Source organism: Streptomyces sulphureus DSM 40104, assembly GCF_000381025.1.
Taxonomy (GTDB): domain Bacteria; phylum Actinomycetota; class Actinomycetes; order Streptomycetales; family Streptomycetaceae; genus Streptomyces; species Streptomyces sulphureus.
The window spans coordinates 66,473-87,989 of sequence record NZ_KB905813.1 but is presented as its reverse complement, the minus strand read 5'-3'; the positions used below and the strand labels follow the sequence as shown (position 1 = coordinate 87,989).

The window sequence follows — 21,517 nt, the reverse complement described above, 5'->3', positions numbered from 1 at the left end:
GCCCGCCGGCCGCTGCTTTCTTCTTCGGGCATGGCCACCCGCACGGGCCCGCCGGTCCCGGACCGGCGGACGACAGGCATCCGAGGCGGCGCCGCGACGCGGCCGCGCATCAGGGGGCCGGGCGGCTCTGGCACCGCAGGGTGCCGGTCCGTTCGCGCGATGCGCGGGGTGTGCGGCGCGGGAGGGCTCAGTACGCCGTGGATGCCGCGGTGCGGGGCGCGGTTGGGGGGTGCCGCCTCCCGTCGGTGGGCTCTGGGGAGCCGGCCGGCGCTGGGCGGGCCGCGCCGGCTCATGCGCTCGACCGGGCTCCGACGTCCCGCGCGGAGTCCAACCCCCCTTTCGCACCGGAAAGTTGCGGGTCCGCGGCGAGGCCGCGGTCCACCGGACGAGAGGGAACACGAGGAATGAGCTTCGTTACGGACCAGCCGGCGGAACCCTCGGGCGAGGCACGCGACCACACCCGGAGGCGGGCCTACCGCCCGGTCTCCTCGCACCTGGCGATCACACCGCCGGTGAGCGTGGTGATCCCCGCCATGAACGAGGCCGAGAACCTGCCGTACGTGTTCGGCACGCTGCCCGACTGGATACACGAGGTCGTCCTGGTCGACGGCGACTCCACGGACGACACGGTCGCCGTGGCCCGACGGCTCCGCCCCGACGTGAAGGTCGTCCGCCAGCGCGGCAAGGGCAAGGGAAACGCGCTCATCACCGGCTTCGCCGCCTGCACGGGAGAGATCGTGGTGATGGTCGACGCCGACGGCTCCGCCGACGGCACCGAGATCGTCGCCTACGTCTCCGCGCTCGTCGGCGGCGCCGACTTCGCCAAGGGCTCCCGCTTCGCCGAAGGCGGCGGCACCGACGACATGACACCGATCCGCAAACTCGGCAACCGCCTCCTCACCACGGTCGTCAACCGCAAGTTCGGCGCCCGCTACACCGACCTGTGCTACGGCTACAACGCCTTCTGGCGGCACGCCCTCGACCGCATCACCCTGGACTGCGCCGGGTTCGAAGTGGAGACGCTGATGAACATCCGCATCGTCAAGGCCGGCCTGCGCGTGCAGGAGATACCGAGCCACGAGTACGAACGCATCCACGGGACGAGCAACCTGCACGCCGTCCGCGACGGCCTGCGCGTCCTGCGCGTCATCCTTACCGAGCGGGGCGGCCGCAGGCGCCACGTGCGCGCCGCGGTGATCGGCGGCGCCACGCTCGGCGGGACGGTGCGGGAGGGATCGTGAGCAACGACGCGGGCAAGGGCCCGGCCCCACCCTCGGTCTCGGTGGTCGTCTGCGCCTACACGGCGGCTCGTTGGCAGGACACCAAGGACGCGATCGACTCCGTGCTGCGGCAGTCGCAGCCTCCGCTGGAGACGCTCCTCGTCGTCGACCACCACCAGGAACTCCACGACGCCTTCGCGGCCGAGTACGCGCGCACCGCAGCGGTGCGGGTGCTCCCCAACTCGGGGCCCCGCGGCCTCTCCGCCGGCCGGAACACCGGCATCGCCGCCTCGCACGGGGAGGTCGTCGCGTTCCTCGACGACGACGCGGTCGCCGAGCGGGAGTGGCTGCGCCGGCTCACCGCGCCCTACGCCGACCCGGCGGTCCTCGCCGTCGGCGGGCGCACCGAGCCGGTGTGGGAGACCGGGCGCCGACCGGCCTGGTTCCCCGAGGAGTTCGACTGGACCGTCGGGTGCATGTACCGCGGCCACCCGGCGGGGCGCGTCCGCGTCCGCAACGTCCTCGGCGGCAACGCGTCCTTCCGCCGCTCGGCGTTCGAGGCGGTCGGCGGCTTCGAGACCGGCATCGGTCGCGGCGGCGAGGGTACGGCGCACATCCCGCGCGGCGGGCTTCCGTTGGGCTGCGAGGAGACGGAGCTGTGCATCCGCCTCACCACGGCGCTGCCCGACGCCGTCCTCCTCGTCGACGACAGCGCCGTGATCCACCACCGCGTGCCCGCCGACCGCGCACGCCTCGGCTACCTGCGCCGCCGCGCCTGGGCCGAGGGCCTCTCCAAGGCCGCCGTCTCCCAACTCGTCGGGCAGCGCGCCGGATTGGCGACGGAGCGCCGGTACACCACCCGGGTGCTGCCGGCCGGTGTCGGGCGCGGAGTGCGCGACGCGCTCCTCGGCCGCCCCGGCGGCGCGGGCCGTGCCGCCGCCATCCTCACCGGAGCGGCGGCGGCCGCCGCGGGCTACGCCGCGGGCCTGACGCGTACGGCATCCGGGCGGCGACCCGGACGCCCGGCCTCCGCGGAGCCGCGGCGCGCGGTGGCCGTCCCGCCGGCCGCACCACGACGACCGGACGAGGAGGCGGCATGAGCGGCCCTTCCGACGAGCACGGAGGAAGCCGACGGAGCCGGCAGAACGGCGGCAGCGCGTACCGCCGCCCGCGGGCACCCGGCCCGCGGCGGCCCAACGGGCCGCGCAGGCCCCCGGGTTCGAACGGAGCCCGACTCCACCCGCCCGCCGCAGCGAGCCGTCCCGCACACCGCTCGCACACGCCGACGGGCGCGCCGCTGCCGATCCTCATGTACCACACCGTCTCGCACACCCCCGCCCCCGCGACGTACGCGCTCTCCGTCACGCCCGAGTCATTCGCCGCACAGTTGGAGGTGATCCAGGAGCTGGGCCGTACGCCCGTCACCGCGGCGCGCCTCGCCGAGGCGTGGCGCGGCGGCAGGCCGCTGCCGCGCGACCCCGTCCTGCTCACCTTCGACGACGGCTACGAGGGCGTGCACCGCCACGCTCTCCCGGCCCTCGCCCGGCACGGCTTCACGGCGAGCCTCTTCGTCTCCACCGGCTGGCTCCCCGGACGCCACCACGCCGGCGGCGAGCTCGACACCATGCTCGACTGGGCGCAGGTGCGCGAACTCGCCGCGTACGGCGTGGAGATCGGCGGACACAGCCACACGCACCCGCAACTCGACCAACTCGCCGCGTCCCGACTGCGGTTCGAAATCTCCCACTGCCGGGAGCTCCTCGCCGAGGAGACGGGACACACCCCCTCCTCCTTCGCCTACCCCTTCGGCTACTCGACGCGGCGCGTGCGCGAGGCGGTACGCGCCTGCGGGTTCGCGCAGTCCCTCGCCGTCAACAACCGCCTCGCGGCGCCCCGTCAGGGCCCGTACGCGCTGACGCGCCTCACCGTGCGCCGCTCCACCTCGCTCGCCGAGTTCCGTCGCCTCCTCGAAGGCCGGTCCCTCGCCGTCGACTTCGCCGCCGACCGCGTCCTGGGCAAGGGGTACGCGGCGGTGCGCGCCGTCAACAGGACACTGCGCGCCACAGGTCTGCGTCCGCCCGTGGGCGGGCGCGAACCCGGAGAGGAGGGGCACGGCACACGTGGCTGAGATCGGCGCCTCGGCGCACTCCGCGGCAGCAGACGCCCGGGACCCGGGCCCCGATGCGGCGCGCGCGCCGGAGGAGCACGGCCCCGAGGAGAAGCCCGGGCGCCAACTCTTCAAGAACGCCTACGCCTTGATGGTCAACACGGGTGTCTCCGCGGTGCTCGGACTCGGGTACTGGGTCATCGCGGCGCGCTACTACTCCGAGGAGTCCGTCGGCCAGGGCTCGGCGGCGATCGCGGCGATGAAGTTCCTCGCGGGGCTCGCCGCCGTCACCCTGATCGGGGCGCTCGCGCGGTTCGTGCCCGTCGCCGGGCGCACCACGCGGCGGCTCATCCTGCGGACGTACGCGGCGAGTTCGCTGTTCGTGGCGACGGCGGCGGCGGTCTTCCTGCTCACCCTCGACTGGTGGGGGCCCTCCTACCGCATCCTGCACGGCCTCCTGCCGGGGCTCGGCTTCGTGGTCGCCGTCGTCGGCTGGTCGCTGCTGACGCTCCAGGACGGGGTGCTCACCGGGTTGCGCAGCGCCAAGTGGGTGCCGGTGGGCAACACCGTCTTCTCCACGGCCAAGCTGGTGCTGCTGGTGGTGCTCGCCTCGGCGGTGCCCGCCGCCGGGGTCTTCGTCTCGTGGGCGGCGGCGATCGCGCTCTCCGTGCTGCCGCTCGGCTGGCTCGTCTTCCGTCGCCTGGTCCCCGCGCACGTACGGCGGACGACGCGGACCGCACGCCCCGCAGGACACCGGGAGATGGGGCGGTTCCTCGCGGGCGACTACACGGGCGCGCTCTTCTCGCTCGCCGTCGTCTACCTGCTGCCCGTGATCGTCGCCGCACAGGTGAGCTCGGCCGACAACGCGTACTTCTACATCACCACCACCATCGGCGGCACCCTCAACCTGCTCGCCGTCAACATGGGCGCCTCGCTCACCGTCGAGGGCTCGCACAGCCCGGCGCGGCTGGCGGAGAACTGCCGTGCCGCGCTCGGGCGGATGGCCCGCATCATGCTGCCCGTCTGCGGCGCGCTCTTCCTCTTCGCACCGCAGGTCCTCGCCGTCTTCGGCGAGGGGTACGCCGACGCGGCGACGCCGCTGCTGCGCCTCTACGCGCTCGGCGCCCTGCTCCGCGTCGTCATGGAGGTCCACTACGCGGTGCTCCGCGCCCAGAGCCGCACCTTCGGACTCGCCTACCTGCAGGGCCTGTTGTGCGTCCTCGTCCTCGGCCTCACCCTGCTCCTCCTGCCCCGCCTCGGCCTCATCGGCGCCGGGATGGCGGAGGTGGGCAGCATCGGCCTCATCACCCTGATCGCGGCGGTCCGGCTCCGCCCGGTGCTGCGCGCACGCCCGCCGTCGGCGCGGACGGCACCGGACGACGGACCCGACCCGTCCGGTTCGCCGCAACCCACCGCCTCGGAGAACGGCACGGGCGGACGGCAAGGCCGAAGGGGCGGACGACGGGACGCACGGCATGGCTAGCGGCCCCGGGGGCAGCGTCCACGAGGAAGTGTCCGGCCACGGCTCGAGGGACGCGGCCGGCCGGCGACCGGCACCGGCCGCCGCCCGCACCTCGGCGCCCACGCGCCCGGCTCCGCACCCCGCGGCGGCCCCCTCCCCAACGGACACCCGCCAACCCGCCACGCGGCTGCGCCGGTTGAGCCGCGGCACGGCCCTGTGGGCGCTCCTCACCGCAGGGCTTGCGCTGTACTGGGTGCCGCTCCTCGACCTCGACGCCGCCCGCCTCGACCGCATGGGCGGGCTCGGGCTCATCTCCGTGCTCCCCGTGCCCACGCTCGTCGGCGCCGGACTGCTCGTCTGCGCCTTCGTCGCCGGGCTCCGCTCGCCGACGCCGCGGCCCGTGCTGCTCGCGGCCGTGCTGCTGCTCACCGTCGTCTCGCTGCACGCCGTCCCCGCCGTGGTGGAGAGCGAACCGCGGTTCGCCACCGCGTGGCAGCACCTCGGCTTCCTCGACCACATCGGGCGCACCGGGGCCACCGCGCCCGACCTCGACGCGCGGTGGAGCTGGCCCGGGTTCTTCGCCGCGGTGGCCTTCGTGGCGCAGGCGTGCGGCGTCGACGACTTCACCGAGACGATCCGCTGGTGGCCGACGCTCGTCCAACTCGCCTACCTCGCCCCGCTCGCGCTCCTCCTCCGCGCCGTCCGCGCCGACCGCAGGGCCAAGTGGTGCGCACTGTGGTTCTTCGCGCTCTGCGGCTGGGTCGGCCAGGACTACTTCTCACCGCAGGGGTTCACCCTCCTCTTCCACCTCCTCTTCGCCGCCGTGCTCCTCCTGTGGTTCGCCCGCACCTCGGCGCCGCGCCGCGGCCGCGCACCCGGCGAGGCACCGCCCGCGGGGGCGCCCGGCTCCCGCGTGCGGGCGGTGGGGCCCACCGAACTCGCCGTGCTGCTCGGCCTGTTGCTCGTCCTCTTCGTCGCGGCGACGGCGGGCCACCAGCTCACGCCCTTCGTCATGCTCGGTGTCCTGCTCGGCCTGGTCCTCGTGCGGCGCACGGTGCCGCGGGGGCTGCCGCTCGTCTGCGGCATCGTCCTCGTCTGCTGGATCGTCTACCTCGCCGAGCCGTACTGGTCCGGGCACTTCGACGAACTCTTCGGCGGCATCGGCGGGTTGGGCGGCAACGTCTCCTCCTCCGTCACGGGGCGCATCGAGGGCGGGGCCCAGGTGCACCAACTGGTGCTCTACGCAAGGGTCGCGCTCGCCGCAGGGGTGCTCGCGCTGGCGGCGCTCGGCGCGTGGCGGCGCCGCCGCGCCGGCGTCTCCGACCGGTCGCTGCTCGTCCTCACCGCCGTTCCGTTCCTCGCGTTCGGCGCACAGTCCTACGGCGGTGAGATCGCGCTCCGCGTCTTCCTCTTCGCCGCGCCCGGCGCCTGCGTCCTCGCCGCCCTCGCGCTCTACCCGCGCCTCCCGGACGACGGCGGCCCGCAGCCCGCAGCGGCGTACCCGCACCGGACGGCCTCGCGCGCCGCTCCGGTGGCCGCGCTCCTCGCCGGTCTTGTGCTGTTCTGCGGCTTCCTCGTGGTGCGTTGGGGCAACGAGCCGTTCGAGCGGGTGCGCACGGGCGAGGTCGAGGCGATGGAGTACGTCTACGCGCACGACCGCCCCACGGTCCGGCTGCTCTGGCCGAGCAGCGACCCCGTGGAGGAGGTCACCCCGTCGATCCCCTGGGGGGCGCGGGACATGGAGCGCGTCGTCTACGAACCGGTGCGGGCACCCCTCGACCCGGCCGCCGCGGGCGGCCTCGCCGACGCGCTGCGCGAGGCGGGCCCCGGCTCGCTGCTGATGCTCAACGAAGGGCAGTCGCAGGCGCTCCAGTTGGGCCACGGATACCCGCACGACTGGTGGCGAGAGGCGCGCACCGCACTCGACGGCGACCCCGCGGTCGAGCGCGTCCACACCAACCGCGACGCCGTCGTCTACCGCGCGACCGCACCGGCCGCGGGGCAGGCGCCCGCCCCGGACCCCGGCCCCGCGGGGATACGCGTCACCTGGGACACCTGGTCGCTCGCCGGTGCCGTAGCGGCCGGGATGCTGCTCGTGCTGCTCACCGCGCGCGAGTTCGTACGCGTCGTCGCACCGCACCGACTCGCCTGGCTCCAGGGCACGCTGTGGTTCTCGCTGCCGCTCGCCGCGCTGCTCCTCGGCGCGACGGTGCTGCGGCTGTGGACGCTGTCGTGAACCGGCGCTCCGCTGGTCAGCCCCCGGCGAGCAACGGCTCGGCCCGCGCGGCGAGTCCGGGACCCGGGCGCGCGCCCAGATGGGAGATCACCTCGCCCGCCGCCAGCGAGCCGAGCCGCGCGCACCGCGCCAACCCGGCACCGCGCACCAGCCCGTGGAGGAAACCCGCCGCGTAGGCGTCCCCTGCCCCCGTCGTGTCGACGACCGCGACGCCGGGTTCGGCGGGCACCTCCTCGAAGCCGCGCTCCGAGGCGACGACGGAGCCCTTAGCGCCCCGCGTCACCGCGGCGACGGCGCCGCCCGCGCACACCCGCTCCAGCGCGCCGGAGAGGTCCTCGGTGCCGCAGAGGGCCCGCAGCTCCTCCTCGTTGCCGAAGACGAGGTCGGCGGCGCCGTCGACGAGGTCGAGGAACTCCTGCCGGTGGCGGTCGACGCAGAGCGTGTCGGAGAGCGTCACCGCCACCTGCCGCCCGGCCCGGTGGGCGAGCGAGGCGGCGGTGCGGAGGGCCTCGCCCGAGTGCGGCTGGTCGAAGAGGTAGCCCTCGAGGTAGGTGACGTACGCCCGCCGTACGAGGTCGGGATCGATGTCGCCGGGGCCGAGCCGCGTGCACGCACCGAGGTAGGTGCTGAGCGTGCGTTCGCCGTCCGGGGTGACGAGGACCGTGCAACGCGCCGTGTCGGGCGGCCCTTCCAACGGCTGCGTCGCGAAGCCGACGCCCGAGGCGGCGATGTCCGCCGCGAAGTCGGCGCCGAGCGCGTCGTCCCGCACCTTGCCGATGAAGGCGGCCGAGGAGCCGAGCGACGACGCACCCGCGACCGTGTTCGCCGCCGAACCGCCCGACGCCCGCACCGGGCGCCCGAGCACCGCGAGGATCTCCTTCGACCGCTCGGCGTCGACGAGGGTCATGCCGCCCTTCGGCAGCCCCAGCGTGTCGACGGTCGCGTCCTCGGCCTCCGCCAGGATGTCGACGATCGCGTTGCCGATCCCCAGTACGTCCAACTCGCTCACGTGGCCTCCTGCTTCTCTCGCCGGAACCTGCCCGGGGACCGTAGCCGCTTGGCAGCTCGACAACAGTGGCGACTGACACAGCACCGTCCGCGCACCAGGGGTTTCGCTCGCGCAGGATCGGCTACCGCGCGCGGGGGTTCCGCCTGCGGTGGCAGAATCCGCACCATGGTGGAGACTCGAGCACCGGCCCGCCCGTCCGGTTTGACGGTGGTGGCGGCGGCCGTCGTGGAACACGGCAGGCTGCTCGTCGTCAGCAAGCAGGCGGCACCCGACCTCTTCTACCTCCCGGGCGGCAAGCCGGAGCCCGGCGAGGCCCCGTTGGAGACACTCACCCGCGAACTGGAAGAAGAGCTCGGCGCCGCCCCCGTCGCGCCCCGGCTGCTCACCCGCTTCGAGGGAACCGCCGCGTTGGAGCGCGTCCCCATGCAACTCTCCGTCTACGCGGCCCGACTCGACGCCCCGCCCGTCCCCGCTGCCGAACTCGCGCATATGCGCTGGACGATCGGGGAGGCCGAGGGACCGCGCCTTTCGCCTGCACTCACACAGCACGTCCTGCCGGTGCTGCGTGCGCAGGGGGTGCTGGCGGCGGTGGCGTGAGACGGCGGCTAGGCGCTGAACGACGTGCCGGATTCGGTGCATACGGAGGCGGACGGCGCGGCGTTGTCTGGCCTCACGGCCAGACAGGGACCGCTTCGTCGCTCCCAAAAGCACCCACGGACCTTGCGTCGATAGAGTCGGCGAATGATCCGCACCTTCGCGTTCGACGTGGGCGAGACCCTCGTGAGGGACGACCGCTACTGGACGGCGTGGGCTGACTGGCTCTGCATCCCCCGGCACACGCTGTCGGCACTCGTCGGCGCCGTCGTGGCCCGTGGCGAGGACAACGCCGAGGCGCTGCGGCTGATCCAGCCCGGCATTGACATCGACTCCGCGTACCAGGCCCGCGAGGACGCCGGCCGGGGTGAATACCTCGACGAGACAGACGTGTACGAAGACGTCAGACCGGCGCTGTCCGCACTCCGCGCCGCCGGAGCGCACGTCGTCATCGCAGGCAACCAGACGGTCAAAGCCGCTGCGCTGCTCCGCGCACTCGAACTGCCCGCCGACCTCATCGCCACTTCGGGCGAGTGGGGCGTCGCCAAACCTTCGCCCGCCTTTTTCGAGCGACTCGTCGCCGAGTCCGGCGTACCGGCTGACCAGGTCCTCTATGTGGGAGACCACCCGCAAAACGACACCTTTCCCGCACAGGCGGCCGGAGTTCGGACAGCACACCTGCGGCGAGGCCCGTGGGGGCACCTCTGGGCCGAAGAAGACGCGGTCGTCAAGGCTGCAGACCACCGGATCGATTCGCTCATGGACCTCGTGCCGCTCGCCGAGCAGTGACGCCTCGGAAACAGCCCCGTCTGCGGGCACGCGTGGAAGAGTTCCGGTTCCTCAGAGTGACGGCATCGATACAGTTCGACATGGACGCCTCGAACTGGAGCCGATATGACCGCACTTGATGCTGCCGCGCTGGGGAAACGCATCGCAGCCGTCCGCAAAGCGAAGAGGCTTAAGCAGACAGACCTCGCCCGCGCATCGTTCGTATCGCTGCCCATGGTCAAGGCCGTTGAACAGGGCAAGCGGTACCCGAGCGACACCACCCTCGAAGGTTTCGCTGCCGCACTCGGCGTGGACCCCACACTGCTCCTCAGCACTCATACCGGCACAGAAACCCGCGTACACGCGGCCCTGCCCGCGATCTCTGCCAGCCTCGCCACGTACGACATGCCCGTCGCGTCGCCGCGCCGCTCCCTCGACGAACTGCGCACGGCCGTCACCGAGACGGTGCACTGGCGGCTCGCTGCTCAGTACGGACGCATCGCCCAGCACGCCCCCGCGCTACTCGTCGATGTCCTCACCGCATTCCAGACAGCACAGGACAAGCGGACCGCCGCCCGACTCGTCGTCACGGCCGCCCGGTCGGTGGACGCTGTCGCCTACAAGTACGGTGCACGCGATCTCTCGGCTCGGCTCGTCGACCTGATGCGGTCGACCGTGGCCTACGCAGAAGACCCGCTTCTCAGCGCCTCGGTCGCCTACGTTCGCACCGAAGTGTTCTTCTCTGCCCGTGCTCACACGGCCGGCATCCGCGCGTTGGAGGCTGCGGTAGACGCCGCGCCGGCGGCAACGGACGAGAACACGGCCGCGGCGCTCGGCGCGCTCCACATGCGGGCCGCGGTCATCGCGGGACGCGGCGGCGACGCCGAGACCGCGAACAGCCACCTCGCCCATGCGCGGCGGTTGAGTGAACAGACGCGGGAAGGCGCTTACCTGGGTACGGCGTTCGGCCCCGAGTGCGTGCGCATCCATGAACTGTCGGTCGCCGTGAGTCTGGGGCAGGACCACATCGACGGTGCGTTCGCCGCAGCTCATGAGTGGTCCCCGTCCCACGCGCTGCCGGCCGAGCGACGTTCGGGATTCTGGATCGAACTTGCCCGCGCGCAGATGTGGGCTAGCCGGTTCGACGACGCGTTTGCTTCGCTGCAGGCGGCGCGAAGCATCGCTCCTCAGCACACCCGCGAGCACCCGTGGACGCGGGAGACGAGCGCAACACTCCTCCGTCTCCGGCGGGTCGACGAGGAGTCGCTGCACCACTTCGCAAACTGGGTCGGGGCCATCTGATGGTCACGGGGATACAAGCCGTATCCCCTGAGGGCTCATCGGCCCCTCATGCTCTATGCATCACATCGCAGAGCAAGGGTCGAAAGATGAGCCGAACAAGCACGAAAACGGTCGCCGCTTCCGTGGACGAGGTGAGCAGCGCCCGCCCACACGGTTTCGGCGCCGCGCTCAGCCGCCCACAGCCCCAGGGATGGTCTCGGTGAGGCGGGGTGACTCGGTGATCGACCGCCTCACCGGACGTCTCGGCGTCGTGGACGAAATCCGGACCCACGAGATCCGGCTGCGTCCCCTGCCGGAAGGGAATGGACCGGCATGGAGCACCACCCCGGCATCGGTACGCCGCGCTGAGGATCGCGAAGTCCTGACCGCTCTTCGTCTTCAGCAGCGGGACGAACGGCCGTGAGAGCCGGTGCTCATGAGGTACGAGGAGGGGGAACGTTGATCACGCGGACACTCTGGGACGTCGTCTGCACCACCCAGGCCGGCGGTCGCGCATGCGAGGCAGAGTCCAACGCCCTGCCCTCGGAGGCGCGGGCGGACGCCTGGCGCGACCGCCACCGGCAGCAGACCGGGCACACCCGATACCTCCGGGTCAGGTCGGACTACGAGGACCTCGGCCCGGTCCCGCCGAACCCGCCGCCGTCGCTGGGCAGGCCGGAGTTGCGCGCCGTTGCGGACCCGGAGGCGTAGCCCGGCGCTCCTCGACGCCGACACGAGCACAGCCGCTCCCGCAGAAGACCGCGGCCCGAATTTTCACCGCCCTGCCGTTTCACGGCGCTGGCGTGCAGGACGACCCTGATGTCCCAACGCGCCGGCACCTGCCGAGCGGCAAGCTCGACGCCGCCGAACCCCTGACCGCGGGTGCCGCTCGCGCACTCCGCGAAGAGACCGGCATCATCGAGTACCCGGCCGCCGGACTGCGCGGCTACCTCGCGGGAAGGGGATCGCTCACCGAACACGGCTGGTGAACACCCGACGGGCTGCCCCGACCCGCCGACAGTGCGGGGCAGTTCTGTCAATCCGCGGCAGAAACACCCCGGACGCATGGGCCAACACCCCACGCATGAGGACTGCTCATCCTTCACCCCGACTGACCCCACGCCCCTCACCCCGCTTGCACCCACCGCACCTCGTACGCCTCCAGCCGCACCCCCCGCCCGTCGACGCGTACCCGCGCTTGGCCCTCCCCCGTGTTGACGACAAGAACAGCCTTCTCCCCCCGCAACGCCTGCACGCGCGAGGCGTCCTCGCCCGAGACGGGAACCGTCCGCGGCTCGGCGTCGGGCCCGAACTCCCGGGAGAAGCGGGCGAGCAGCCGCAGCATCGGCAGCTCGCCCCCGCCGTCCGCAGCCCGGGTGCCGCGCCAGAGGCAGCCGGCGCAGGCGCCCCGCGGAAGCTGCGGGTTCCAGTAGAAGCCGCCGGCCGCGCCGCCCTCGACCATTGCCATCAGCGCTGTCGCGTGCACGGCGACCCGGTGCCGCTCGCCCCAGCCCTCGCGCCGGTCGCGCGCGTCCCCGACCTCCGCGTACCACTCGGCCCACCAGACCGGCAGGCCCGTCTCCTTGCGCGTCCAACGTGTGACGACGGTGAGCTTCTCCGCGGCGCCGAACTCGTCGGGCAGCAGTCTGTCCTCTTCCGTGTAGGTGGAGCCGTCGACGACGGCGAAGTCGGCGCCCTTGCGGTGCTCGCTCCAGTACGCGACGGCGTCGAGCGCCCGCTGGTCGAGGGCGCCCCACTCGCCGCGGACGCGGGAGGCGTGCGCATCTCCCGGATCGAGTGAGTCCATGACGACGTAGGGGCCGCCGACGCGGATCTTCGGCGAGACCTTCTTCAACTCCGTGTAGACGAGGTTGTACAGCTCGGTGTAGCCCTCGAAGTCCCAGCGCTTCTTTCCCTCGTCCCAGAAGCCCTTGAACTCGTTCCAGACCACGAAGTGCCGTATGTCCGGGTAGCGTTCGGCGACGGTCCGTGCGAGCCGTGCGAAGTCGCGGTAGTGCTTCGGCTGCGGTGCCGTCTCCAGCCTGCTCCAGTCCGTGGCGCCCGCCTTCGCGCCCTTCATCCAGTCGGGCGCGCAGCAGAGCGTGAGCACCGGCGTGCCCGCCGTCTCGCGCATCAGGTCGACGCGCTCGTCGAGGGAGTCGAAGTCGTAACGCCCGGGCGCGGGCTCGGGGTTGTCGGCTCCCCAGCCCATCAGGTGCTGGTTCTGCGGGAGTCGGGCGCGGCGCAGCGCCGAGGCGGCGCGGTCGTGTGCGGCGTTCGCGCCCTCGTCGGCGCTGTACTGCGTGTGTGTGAAGCCCCAACCGAGCGCGTCCTGCGGCTCGTTCTGCGGGATCGTCGGCTTTCCGTGGACGCCGGGGGCATGGTCGGCCGGCTCACCGGGGAGGCGGCACATCGCGAGGACGAGGAGCGCGAGCACCAGCCCGCCGCCGACGAGCCCGACCGCACGCCCCCGAGCAACCCGCATCACGGCCCCCGCTCCCCCACGCTCGCCGGAGGCCAGCGTAGCCGGACGCCGCCGCCCGCTGGTAGATCGCCGGAGCCGCACGGGCAGCCGCCGCGCGCGTCGCCTGCGGAGTGCGTCCACGCCGAGGCGGGGAAAACATACGTGCAACCCGGCCGCCTATGCCGGATCATTGCGGCCATGCGTACCGACGCGCCAACCGCCGACGACAGGAGCGTCCCCCTGGCTTCCGTACCGCAGTCCACACCCGATACGCCGGCAGCCCAGCAAGGGGCCACGACGGCGCCCGGCCGGACCGCACACCAGCAGCCCACCCCGCCCGAGGAGTCGCTGCCCACCCGGCTCCAGCTCGACGACAGCGACTCGCCCTCCGACGTCGTCGACGCGCTCTTCCTCGGCCGCTTCACCCAGGGCGAGCAGCCCTACTCGCGCAGCCACTCGGTCGACCGCGTCAAGAAGGGCCACACGCTGCTGCCCCCGCACGCACGAGTGGTGCGGGAGGCGACGGACGACAACTCCAGCAACGTCCTCGCCGAGGGGGACGGCTGGACCGTGCGCATCTCCCGGTGGAACCAGGGAGCCGACGTCACGGTCACCGCGGTCACCGGCGAACTCGCCGACGCGCGTCTCGAGGAAGCCGTCGACGGCGCAGAGGACGAACCCGAGCCCCAGTCGGACAAGGTGTCGATGGGCTTCTGGTACCACTCGCCGATGCGCGGCCCGCGCCGCACCACCCGCACCATCAGCGCGGGCACCTGGGACGAGGTGCGCCCCAACTACACGGCGCGCGTCGCCTCCGCGATGGACGGCCTGATGAAGGTGACGCCCGACGACGTCTCGGGCCGCCTCCTCCTGCTCCACGGCCCGCCGGGTACGGGCAAGACGTCTGCACTGCGCACCCTCGCCCGCTCCTGGAGCGACTGGTGCCAGGTCGACTGCGTCCTCGACCCCGAGCACCTCTTCAACAACATCGGCTACCTGATGGACATCGCCATCGGCGCCGACGACTCGGAGTCGGAGGGAAGGCGCTGGCGGCTGCTGCTCCTGGAGGACTGCGACGAGCTGATCCGCGGCGAGGCGAAGTACGCGGCGGGGCAGGCCCTCTCGCGGCTCCTCAACCTCACCGACGGGCTGCTCGGGCAGGGCCGGAACGTCCTCGTCGGGGTCACCACCAACGAGGACCTGGAGCGGCTCCACCCCGCCGTCGTCCGGCCGGGGCGCTGCCTGGCCCGGATCGAGGTCGGGTCGCTGAGCCGCCAGGAGGCGGTCGAGTGGCTCGGCACGGAGGAGGGCGTGAGCCGCGAAGGGGCCACGCTCGCCGAGCTCTTCGCGCTCCGCAAGGGCGGCTCCGCTTCCGGCCTGCCCGTCCAGCCGGAGCGCGAGGGCGCCGGGATGTACCTCTAGCCGCGCGGCTACGGCACGCGCTCCCAGCCCCTGCGGTCGTCGCGCGTGCCGGGCCGGCCGACGTCCCTGCTGCGGTAGACGATGTACGGCCGGAAGAGGTAGTGGATCGGCGCGCTGAAGATGTGGATGAGCCTGGTGTAGGGCACGAGCGCGAGCAGCACGAGGCCGACGACGACATGCACCTGGTACAGCACGGGCACCCCGGCCATCAGCGCGGTGTCCGGCTGGAACGTGAAGAGGCTCCGCAGCCAAGGGGCGATCGTCAGGCGGTAGTTGTAGCCGTTGCCCGAGGAGTGGGCCAGCTTCGCCCACATGCCGAGCACGATCGCCGCGGTGAGGACCAGGTACATCACCTTGTCGTTGGCGGTCGTGGCCCGGAAGACGGGCCCGTTGGTGCGGCGGCGGTAGAGCAGCACGGCGATACCGAGGACGGTGAGCGCGCCCGCCGCCGTGCCACCGTAGAGCGACAGCAGGTGGTACGGGTGCTCGCCGATCCCCAGCGCCGACGTCCAGGAGTCCGGGACGAACAGCCCGACGATGTGGCCGACGAAGACGAAGAGGATGCCGTAGTGGAAGACCGGCGAGGCGAGCCGCAGCAGCCGGGACTCGTAGAGCTCGGAGGACCGGGTCGTCCATCCGAACTTGTCGTAGCGCCAGCGCCAGACGGTCCCGCCGACGAGCGCAAGGGCCGCGAGGTAGGGCAGTACGGTCCACACGGTGCTCAACTGCGGCCTCCTGGAGGGGTGGTCGGCTGCGGGTCGTCGCCGTGCTGCCCGGCGCCGGGTCCGGACGCCGGTGCGAGCAGCGGCAGCCGGCGCCGTTCCCCGCCGCCGTAGCCGTCGAGGCCGACGGCCTCGGGCTCCGACGGTCGCTGCGCGAGCGCGCGTGCCGCGGCCCGGTCCTTCGGGCGGCGCCCCGGCAGCGTCGCGCAGACGGCGTCGAGGAGCGCCGCGTACGGCGTGCGCTGCTCGGTGAGGGAGAGCCGCAGCAGCTCCAGTGCGGCGCGGTGCTCGGTGAGGAGGGACGCGTCCCGGGTGCGTGCGGTGAACTCCAGTACGGCCGGCAGGTAGTCGGGGAGCTCGCCGTCCTCCGCGTACTCCAGGCCGTGCGCCCGGTACGCCTCCTTGAAGCGGACGAGCGACATGCCGCGACGCCGTGTGTCGCCGTCGGTCCACCAGGTGAGGTGGAGGCTGGAGCGGTTGCGCAGGTCGAAGACGGAGACGTAGTGCTCGGCGAGTTCGCGCCGCGGTGCCGACGCCGCGTACTCGAGGAAAGCGCGCAGCCGTCTGCCCGGGCGCCCCGGCGCGTGCGCCGCCGACCGTCTGAGCAGCGGGAGTTCGGTGCGCAGCCGCTTGCCCGGGTAGCCGAGGCAGACGGCCGCGGCCTGCCGCACGACGGCGGCGCCGGGGCCCGTGGTACCGCGCCTGCGCAGTCTCATCGCCGTTCCCCTTCCGAGTCCCGGGAGGCGCGTTTCCGCTTCGGGAAGAGCCCTTCGGGCCGCCCGTTGCCGTCCCAGTTGAGGAGGTTGACGCGGTGGGCCGTGTGGCGGCCGGCCGGCGCGTCGGTGGTCTGCCGGTCGCGCAATGCGTGGAAGTTCTCGACCGAGGCGGGTGCCACGGGTCCCGACTCCTCGCCGAACGGTCCCGAGCCGCCCATGCCGGGTCCGCCCTCCACGTCGAGGCTGCACCCGCCGGGCAGCGCCGACTCCTCCAGCCGGTCCGCGTCGCCGAGCGCCGCCGTCGGAATCACGTACCGCTCCTCGTACTTGGCGATGGCGAGCAGCCGGTACAACGCCTCGATCTCCTGCGGCCGCATCCCGACGCGACGGGCCGCGTCCTCGTCCTCGGCCCCGCTCTCCTCGCCGAGGTTGATGCGCCGCATGTGGCTCCGCATCGCGGCAAGCCGCTCCAGCGCGGTGCGGACGGGCCCGGTGTCGCCTGCGGTGAAGAGTTCGGCGAGGTAGTCGAGGGGGATGCGGAGGGAGTCGATGGCGCCGAAGAGGTTGCCGGCGTCCTCGCCGTCGTGCCCCGTCTCCGAAAGCGCCTCGACGACGGGCGAGAGCGGCGGCACGTACCAGACCATCGGCAGCGTGCGGTACTCCGGGTGGAGCGGCAGCGCGACGCGGTAGCGGCTGATCAGCGCGTGCACGGGGGAGTTGCGGGCGGCCTCGATCCAGTCGTACGGGATGCCGGCGAGCTCGGCGTCGCGGCGGACCTCGGGGTCCTCGGGGTCGAGGAGGACGCCGAGTTGGGCCTCGTAGAGGTCCTGCTCGTCGGGGGTGGTCGCCGCTTCCAGCACCCTGTCCTGGTCGTAGAGGACGACGCCGAGGTAGCGGAGGCGTCCGACGCAGGTCTCGGAGCAGACGGTGGGGAGGCCCACCTCGATGCGCGGGTAGCACATCGTGCACTTCTCGGCCTTGCCCGTCGTGTGGTTGAAGTAGACCTTCTTGTACGGGCAGCCGGTGACGCACATCCGCCAGCCGCGGCAGCGGTCCTGGTCGACGAGGACGATGCCGTCCTCGCTCCGCTTGTACATGGCGCCCGAGGGGCAGCTCGCGACGCACGACGGGTTGAGGCAGTGCTCGCAGATGCGGGGGAGGTAGAACATGAAGCTCTGCTCGAAGGAGAAGCGGATCTTCTCCTCCACGGAGGCGCGCGCCTCCTGGGCATGCAACTTCTCGACCACCGGGTCGCATTCGCCGTACTGGGGCGCGCCGCCGAGGTCGTCGTCCCAGTTGGCGCTCCACTCGATCTTCATCGGCTTGCCGGAGATGAGCGAACGAGGGCGCGCGACGGGGGTGTCGTCGCCCAGCGGTGCGTTCGTGAGGTTGCGGTAGTCGTAGGTCCAGGGCTCGTAGTAGTCCTTGATGCCCGGCATGACGGGGTTGGCGAAGATGGTGGCGAGCTTCTTGAACCGGCCGCCCGACGTGAGCTTCAGCCGCCCCCGCTTGTTCAACTCCCAGCCGCCGCGCAGCTTTCGCTGGTCCTCCCAGCGCCTCGGGTAGCCCTGCCCCGGACGGGTCTCCACGTTGTTGAACCAGACGTACTCGACGCCGGCGCGGTTGGTCCACGTCTGCTTGCAGGTGACCGAGCAGGTGTGGCAGCCGATGCACTTGTCGAGGTTCATCACCATGGCGATCTGCGCCTTGACCCGGCGCCCCGGTGCCGCGGAGTTGCGCGCCATCAGTAGACGACCTCCTCGGTCCGCTTGCGGATGACGGTGATCTCGTCGCGTTGATTCCCGGCGGGCCCGAGGTAGTTGAACGCCCACGAGAGCTGCGCGTAGCCGCCGACGAGCTGGCTCGGCTTGAGGAGCACCCGCGTCAGCGAGTTGTGGATACCGCCGCGCCTGCCCGTCGTCTCCGTCTTCGGCACGTCGATGGTGCGGTCCTGCGCGTGGTACATGTAGACGGTCCCGGCCGGCATGCGGTGCGAAACGACGGCCCTCGCGGCGACGACGCCGTTGCGGTTGACGGCCTCGATCCAGTCGTTGTCGGACACCTCGATCGCCTCGGCGTCCTGCGGCGAGAGCCAGATCGAGGGCCCGCCGCGGGAGAGCGCCAGCATCAGCAGGTTGTCCTGGTACTCGGAGTGGATCGACCACTTGTTGTGCGGCGTCAGATAGCGGACGGCGACCTCCCGTTGCCCCTGGGCGCCCAGCCGCGGTTCGCCGTAGAGCCGGTGGATGTCGAGCGGCGGCCGGTAGCAGGGCAGGGACTCGCCCATCTCCTGCACCCAGTCGTGGTCGAGGAAGAAGTGTTGACGCCCGGTGAGCGTGTGCCACGGCTTCAGGTGCTCGGTGTTGACGGTGAACGGCGCGTACCGGCGTTCGCCCGACTCGCTCCCCGACCACTCGGGCGAGGTGAGCACCGGGACGGGCTCGGCCTGCGTGTCCGCGAAGTGCACCCGGCGGTCCGCCTGCCCCTCGGCGAGCGGCACCAGGTCGCGGCCGACGCGCTCGCTCAGCGCCCGGAACCCCTCGACGGCGAGGCGCCCGTTGGTCGTGGCGGAGAGTGCGAGCACCGCGTCGCACGCCTTGACGGCGGTGTCGAGCAGCGGGCGGCCCTCGGCGACCCCGCTGCGGCACCGTCCGTTGCGCTCGGCGAGCTCGTCCGCCTCCCGGTCGGGGTGGAAGGTGACCCCCTTGGCGGCGAGCCCGAGCTGCTCGACGAGCGGGCCGAGCGCGGCCATCTTCTCGGCGACCGCCGCGTAGTCGCGCTCGACGACGGCGAGTTGGGGCATCGTGCGGCCGGGCACGGGTTCGCACTCGCCGGCCCGCCAGTCGAGCGCCGTACCGCCTGGCTGCGCGGTCTCGCCCGGGGTGTCGTGCTGCAGCGGGGAGGCGACCAGGTCCCTGCGGACGCCGAGGTGTTCGGCGGCGAGTTCGCTGAACCTGCGGGCGATGGCGTGGAAGGCGTCGAAGTCGGAGCGCGCCTGCCAGGGCGGGTCGACGGCGGGTGTGAAGGCGTGCACGAAGGGGTGCATGTCCGTGCTGGAGAGGTCGTGCTTCTCGTACCAGGTCGCCGCGGGGAGCACCACGTCGGAGAGGAGCGTCGAGGAGGTCATGCGGAAGTCGAGCGAGAGGAGGAGGTCGAGCTTGCCTTCGGGCGCCTCGTCCCGCCAAGTGACCTGCGCCGGGCGGCTGCCGGGCGGTGCCTCGCCGGCCCGGACCGCGGCGTCGGTGCCGAGCAGGTGGCGCTGGAAGTACTCGGCGCCCTTGGCGGAGGAGCCGAAGAGGTTGGAGCGCCACACCGTCAGCACCCGCGGCCAGTTGGCCTCCGCGTCGGGGTCCTCGCAGGCGAACCCGAGACTGCCGGCGCGCAGTTGGTCGACGACGTGTCCGGCGGCGCCCTCCTCGCCCGCGGCGTCGACCGCCTCGTCTGCGAGGTCGAGAGGGTTGCGGTCGAAGGTCGGGTAGGAGGGCATCCATCCGTTGCGGGCGGCGGAGGCGATGCAGTCGGCGACGGTCATGCCGGCGAACCGGCCCGTGCCGAGCGGCGAGGCGAGGACGTCGGCGCGGAAGGCGTCGTACCGCCACTGGTCGGTGTGGAGGAACCAGTACGCCGTGCCGATGCCCTGCCGGGGCGGGCGCGTCCAGTCGCTGGCCGAGGCGAGGCACGACCAGCCGGTGAACGGCCGGATCTTCTCCTGCCCGACGTAATGCGCCCACCCCCCGCCGTTCCGCCCCTGGCAGCCGGTGAGTTGGAGCAGGGCGAGGAAGGTGCGGTAGATCGTCTCGGAGTGGAACCAGTGGTTGGTCCCCGCGCCCATGAGGATCATGCACCGGCCGCGCGAGCGCTCCGCGGTCTCGGCGAACTCCCTCGCCAGCCGGACGCACCGCTCCGCAGGTACGGAGGTGTGCGCCTCCTGCCATGCGGGGGTGCCGGGGCCGGCCGCGTCGTCGTACCCCGTCGGCCACTCGCCGGGCAGCCCGTCCCTGCCCACGCCGTACTGCGCGAGGAGCAGGTCGAAGACGGTGGTGACGAGCGGGCCCCGCGCGCCGGCGAGCCGGGCGGCCGGCACGCCGCGCCGCAGGACGGAGCCGCTGCCTTCGCCGCTGTCGAAGCGCGGCAGCAGCACCTCGACGCCGTCGGCCCCTTCGGTGCCGTGGAGCGTCAACTGCGGTTCGATGTCGCCGAGTTCGAGGTTCCAGCGGCCCTTGCCGCTCTCCGTCCACCGGAAGCCGAGCGAGCCGCGGGGGACGCTCGGCCTGCCCGTCGCCGCGTCGAGGACGGCGGTCTTCCACTCGGCGCCCTCGCCGCGCTCCCCCAGGTCGGCGGCGCGCAGGAACTTTCCGGGGACCAGGGCGCCGTCCCGCTCGGTGAGGGTGACGAGGAAGGGAAGGTCGGTGAACTGCCGTACGTACTCCTCGAAGAAGGGCGTCCGGCGCTCCACGAAGAACTCCCGGAGGATGACGTGCCCCATCGCGAGCGCCAGCGCGCCGTCCGTCCCGGGGTGGGGGTGGAGCCACTCGTCGGCGAACTTGGAGTTGTCCGCGTAGTCGGGCGAGACGACGACGACCTTCTGGCCCCGGTAGCGGGCCTCGACCATCCAGTGCGCGTCGGGGGTCCGCGTCACCGGCACGTTCGAGCCCCACATCAGCAGGTAGGCGGCGTCCCACCAGTCGCCCGACTCGGGCACGTCGGTCTGGTCGCCGAAGACCTGCGGCGAGGCGACCGGCAGGTCCGCGTACCAGTCGTAGAAGGAGAGCATCGGCGCACCGATCAGCGCCATGAACCGGGAGCCCGCCGCGTGCGAGACCATCGACATGGCCGGGATCGGCGAGAAGCCCGCGACCCGGTCGGGCCCGTGCACGCGGATCGTGTGCACGTGGGCGGCGGCGACGATCTCCACCGCCTCCTCCCAAGTCGCCCGCACCAGGCCGCCCTTGCCCCGCGCCCGCTGGTAGCGGCGCCGGCGTTCGGGGTCGCCCTGGATCTCGGCCCAGGCGCGGACGGGGTCGCCGAGGCGGCGGCGCGCCTCGCGGTAGGTCTCCAGCAGGACGCCCCGGATGTACGGGTACCGCACCCGTGTCGGCGAGTACGTGTACCAGGAGAAGGCGGCGCCCCTGGGGCAGCCGCGCGGCTCGTACTCGGGGCGGTCGGGGCCGACCGACGGGTAGTCGGTCTCCTGCGTCTCCCAGGTGATGATGCCGTCCTTGACGTACACCTTCCAGCGGCAGGAGCCGGTGCAGTTGACGCCGTGGGTGGAGCGCACCACCTTGTCGTGGCTCCACCTGTCGCGGTAGAAGACGTCGCCCTCGCGTCCGCCCCGCTTCTCCACCGTGCGCAGGTCCGGTGAGACGACACCGCGGGTGAAGAACCTCCCCGTCCGCAGCAGCAGCCTGCTGGCCGCTCCGTCGAGGCCGACCCTCGTACTCCCGGAACCGGCTGCCACGGCCTCTCCTTCGCCTCGCCACCCGCCCCGGTCGGGACGGCCGCACCGCTGGCGGCGC

The 21,517-nt window shown here is 72.7% G+C and carries 18 protein-coding genes; 12 read left to right on the top strand and 6 right to left on the bottom strand.

Annotated elements, in window-relative coordinates:
* Nucleotides 1-404: 404 nt before the first annotated feature.
* The 5 genes from F603_RS0100365 to F603_RS36435 all read left to right on the top strand — a co-directional run bounded on the left by F603_RS0100365 (nt 405) and on the right by F603_RS36435 (nt 7,025).
* Nucleotides 405-1,241, top strand: coding sequence for a glycosyltransferase family 2 protein (locus F603_RS0100365; RefSeq protein ID WP_019544044.1), 837 nt, complete (start codon nt 405-407; stop codon nt 1,239-1,241).
* A complete protein-coding gene (locus tag F603_RS0100360; protein ID WP_019544043.1) occupies nt 1,238-2,320 on the top strand; it encodes a glycosyltransferase family 2 protein in 1,083 nt (360 codons plus the stop codon). Before F603_RS0100365 ends, F603_RS0100360 begins: the two co-directional genes overlap by 4 nt.
* Entirely contained in the window at nt 2,317-3,348 is a 1,032-nt protein-coding gene (locus F603_RS0100355) for a polysaccharide deacetylase family protein (RefSeq protein WP_019544042.1), read from the top strand. The genes F603_RS0100360 and F603_RS0100355 overlap by 4 nt, the downstream gene beginning before the upstream one ends.
* Nucleotides 3,341-4,810: a lipopolysaccharide biosynthesis protein gene (locus F603_RS36440; RefSeq protein WP_425426933.1), complete on the top strand. Its 1,470-nt coding sequence runs from the start codon at nt 3,341-3,343 to the stop codon at nt 4,808-4,810. The genes F603_RS0100355 and F603_RS36440 overlap by 8 nt, the downstream gene beginning before the upstream one ends.
* 175 nt (nt 4,811-4,985) lie before the next feature.
* A complete protein-coding gene (locus tag F603_RS36435; RefSeq protein WP_158678587.1) occupies nt 4,986-7,025 on the top strand; it encodes a hypothetical protein in 2,040 nt (679 codons plus the stop codon).
* A gap of 16 nt (nt 7,026-7,041) precedes the next feature.
* Here F603_RS36435 and F603_RS31305 read toward each other — a convergent pair whose 3' ends face one another.
* Nucleotides 7,042-8,034, bottom strand: coding sequence for an adenosine kinase (locus F603_RS31305; protein WP_019544041.1), 993 nt, complete (start codon nt 8,032-8,034; stop codon nt 7,042-7,044).
* A 165-nt stretch (nt 8,035-8,199) separates the two neighbouring features.
* Here F603_RS31305 and F603_RS0100335 point away from each other — a divergent pair, with 165 nt between their 5' ends.
* The 6 genes from F603_RS0100335 (at nt 8,200) to F603_RS0100315 (ending at nt 11,666) form a co-directional block, all read left to right on the top strand.
* Nucleotides 8,200-8,631, top strand: coding sequence for an NUDIX domain-containing protein (locus F603_RS0100335; RefSeq protein ID WP_051096076.1), 432 nt, complete (start codon nt 8,200-8,202; stop codon nt 8,629-8,631).
* 144 nt (nt 8,632-8,775) lie between these two features.
* Nucleotides 8,776-9,417 (top strand): HAD family hydrolase, encoded by a 642-nt coding sequence (locus tag F603_RS0100330; RefSeq protein ID WP_019544039.1) that lies wholly within the window; start codon nt 8,776-8,778, stop codon nt 9,415-9,417.
* Nucleotides 9,418-9,522: 105 nt separating this feature from the next.
* Entirely contained in the window at nt 9,523-10,698 is a 1,176-nt protein-coding gene (locus F603_RS0100325) for a helix-turn-helix domain-containing protein (RefSeq protein WP_026328017.1), read from the top strand.
* A 217-nt stretch (nt 10,699-10,915) separates the two neighbouring features.
* The gene (locus tag F603_RS34905; protein WP_158678586.1) at nt 10,916-11,101 is read left to right on the top strand and encodes a hypothetical protein; all 186 of its coding nucleotides are present in this window, start codon (nt 10,916-10,918) and stop codon (nt 11,099-11,101) included.
* Nucleotides 11,102-11,136: 35 nt separating this feature from the next.
* Complete coding sequence (locus F603_RS0100320) at nt 11,137-11,388, top strand: DUF7848 domain-containing protein (protein WP_019544037.1); 252 nt, start codon at nt 11,137-11,139, stop codon at nt 11,386-11,388.
* A 92-nt stretch (nt 11,389-11,480) separates the two neighbouring features.
* A complete protein-coding gene (locus F603_RS0100315) occupies nt 11,481-11,666 on the top strand; it encodes an NUDIX hydrolase (protein WP_019544036.1) in 186 nt (61 codons plus the stop codon).
* Nucleotides 11,667-11,803: 137 nt separating this feature from the next.
* On the opposite strand, the gene F603_RS0100310 is transcribed toward F603_RS0100315, so the two are convergent.
* Entirely contained in the window at nt 11,804-13,165 is a 1,362-nt protein-coding gene (locus tag F603_RS0100310) for a GH39 family glycosyl hydrolase (RefSeq protein ID WP_019544035.1), read from the bottom strand.
* 174 nt (nt 13,166-13,339) lie between these two features.
* Here F603_RS0100310 and F603_RS0100305 point away from each other — a divergent pair, with 174 nt between their 5' ends.
* Nucleotides 13,340-14,563 carry a DUF5925 domain-containing protein gene (locus tag F603_RS0100305; protein ID WP_019544034.1) on the top strand — a complete coding sequence of 408 codons (1,224 nt, stop codon included), beginning with the start codon at nt 13,340-13,342 and terminating at the stop codon, nt 14,561-14,563.
* An 8-nt stretch (nt 14,564-14,571) separates the two neighbouring features.
* Here the strand turns inward: F603_RS0100305 and narI are convergent, their stop codons facing one another.
* The 4 genes from narI to F603_RS0100285 are packed head-to-tail and all read right to left on the bottom strand — an operon-like array spanning nt 14,572 to nt 21,459.
* Complete coding sequence (narI, locus tag F603_RS0100300; RefSeq protein WP_019544033.1) at nt 14,572-15,288, bottom strand: respiratory nitrate reductase subunit gamma; 717 nt, start codon at nt 15,286-15,288, stop codon at nt 14,572-14,574.
* The gene (gene narJ, locus F603_RS0100295; RefSeq protein WP_019544032.1) at nt 15,285-16,001 is read right to left on the bottom strand and encodes a nitrate reductase molybdenum cofactor assembly chaperone; all 717 of its coding nucleotides are present in this window, start codon (nt 15,999-16,001) and stop codon (nt 15,285-15,287) included. The genes narI and narJ overlap by 4 nt, the downstream gene beginning before the upstream one ends.
* Nucleotides 15,998-17,746, bottom strand: coding sequence for a nitrate reductase subunit beta (narH, locus tag F603_RS0100290; RefSeq protein ID WP_019544031.1), 1,749 nt, complete (start codon nt 17,744-17,746; stop codon nt 15,998-16,000). Before narH ends, narJ begins: the two co-directional genes overlap by 4 nt.
* Nucleotides 17,746-21,459, bottom strand: a complete 3,714-nt coding sequence (locus F603_RS0100285; RefSeq protein ID WP_019544030.1) for a nitrate reductase subunit alpha — start codon at nt 21,457-21,459, stop codon at nt 17,746-17,748. Before F603_RS0100285 ends, narH begins: the two co-directional genes overlap by 1 nt.
* Nucleotides 21,460-21,517 lie beyond the last annotated feature (58 nt).

Excerpts from the sequence above, each read along its gene's own strand:
- F603_RS0100325 (WP_026328017.1), top strand. The coding sequence starts at position 9,523 with ATGACCGCACTTGATGCTGCCGCGCTGGGGAAACGCATCGCAGCCGTC.
- F603_RS0100355 (WP_019544042.1), top strand. The coding sequence starts at position 2,317 with ATGAGCGGCCCTTCCGACGAGCACGGAGGAAGCCGACGGAGCCGGCAG.
- F603_RS0100305 (WP_019544034.1), top strand. The coding sequence starts at position 13,340 with ATGCGTACCGACGCGCCAACCGCCGACGACAGGAGCGTCCCCCTGGCT.
- F603_RS0100330 (WP_019544039.1), top strand. The coding sequence starts at position 8,776 with ATGATCCGCACCTTCGCGTTCGACGTGGGCGAGACCCTCGTGAGGGAC.
- narJ (WP_019544032.1), bottom strand. The coding sequence starts at position 16,001 with ATGAGACTGCGCAGGCGCGGTACCACGGGCCCCGGCGCCGCCGTCGTG.
- F603_RS0100335 (WP_051096076.1), top strand. The coding sequence starts at position 8,200 with ATGGTGGAGACTCGAGCACCGGCCCGCCCGTCCGGTTTGACGGTGGTG.
- narH (WP_019544031.1), bottom strand. The coding sequence starts at position 17,746 with ATGGCGCGCAACTCCGCGGCACCGGGGCGCCGGGTCAAGGCGCAGATC.
- F603_RS0100365 (WP_019544044.1), top strand. The coding sequence starts at position 405 with ATGAGCTTCGTTACGGACCAGCCGGCGGAACCCTCGGGCGAGGCACGC.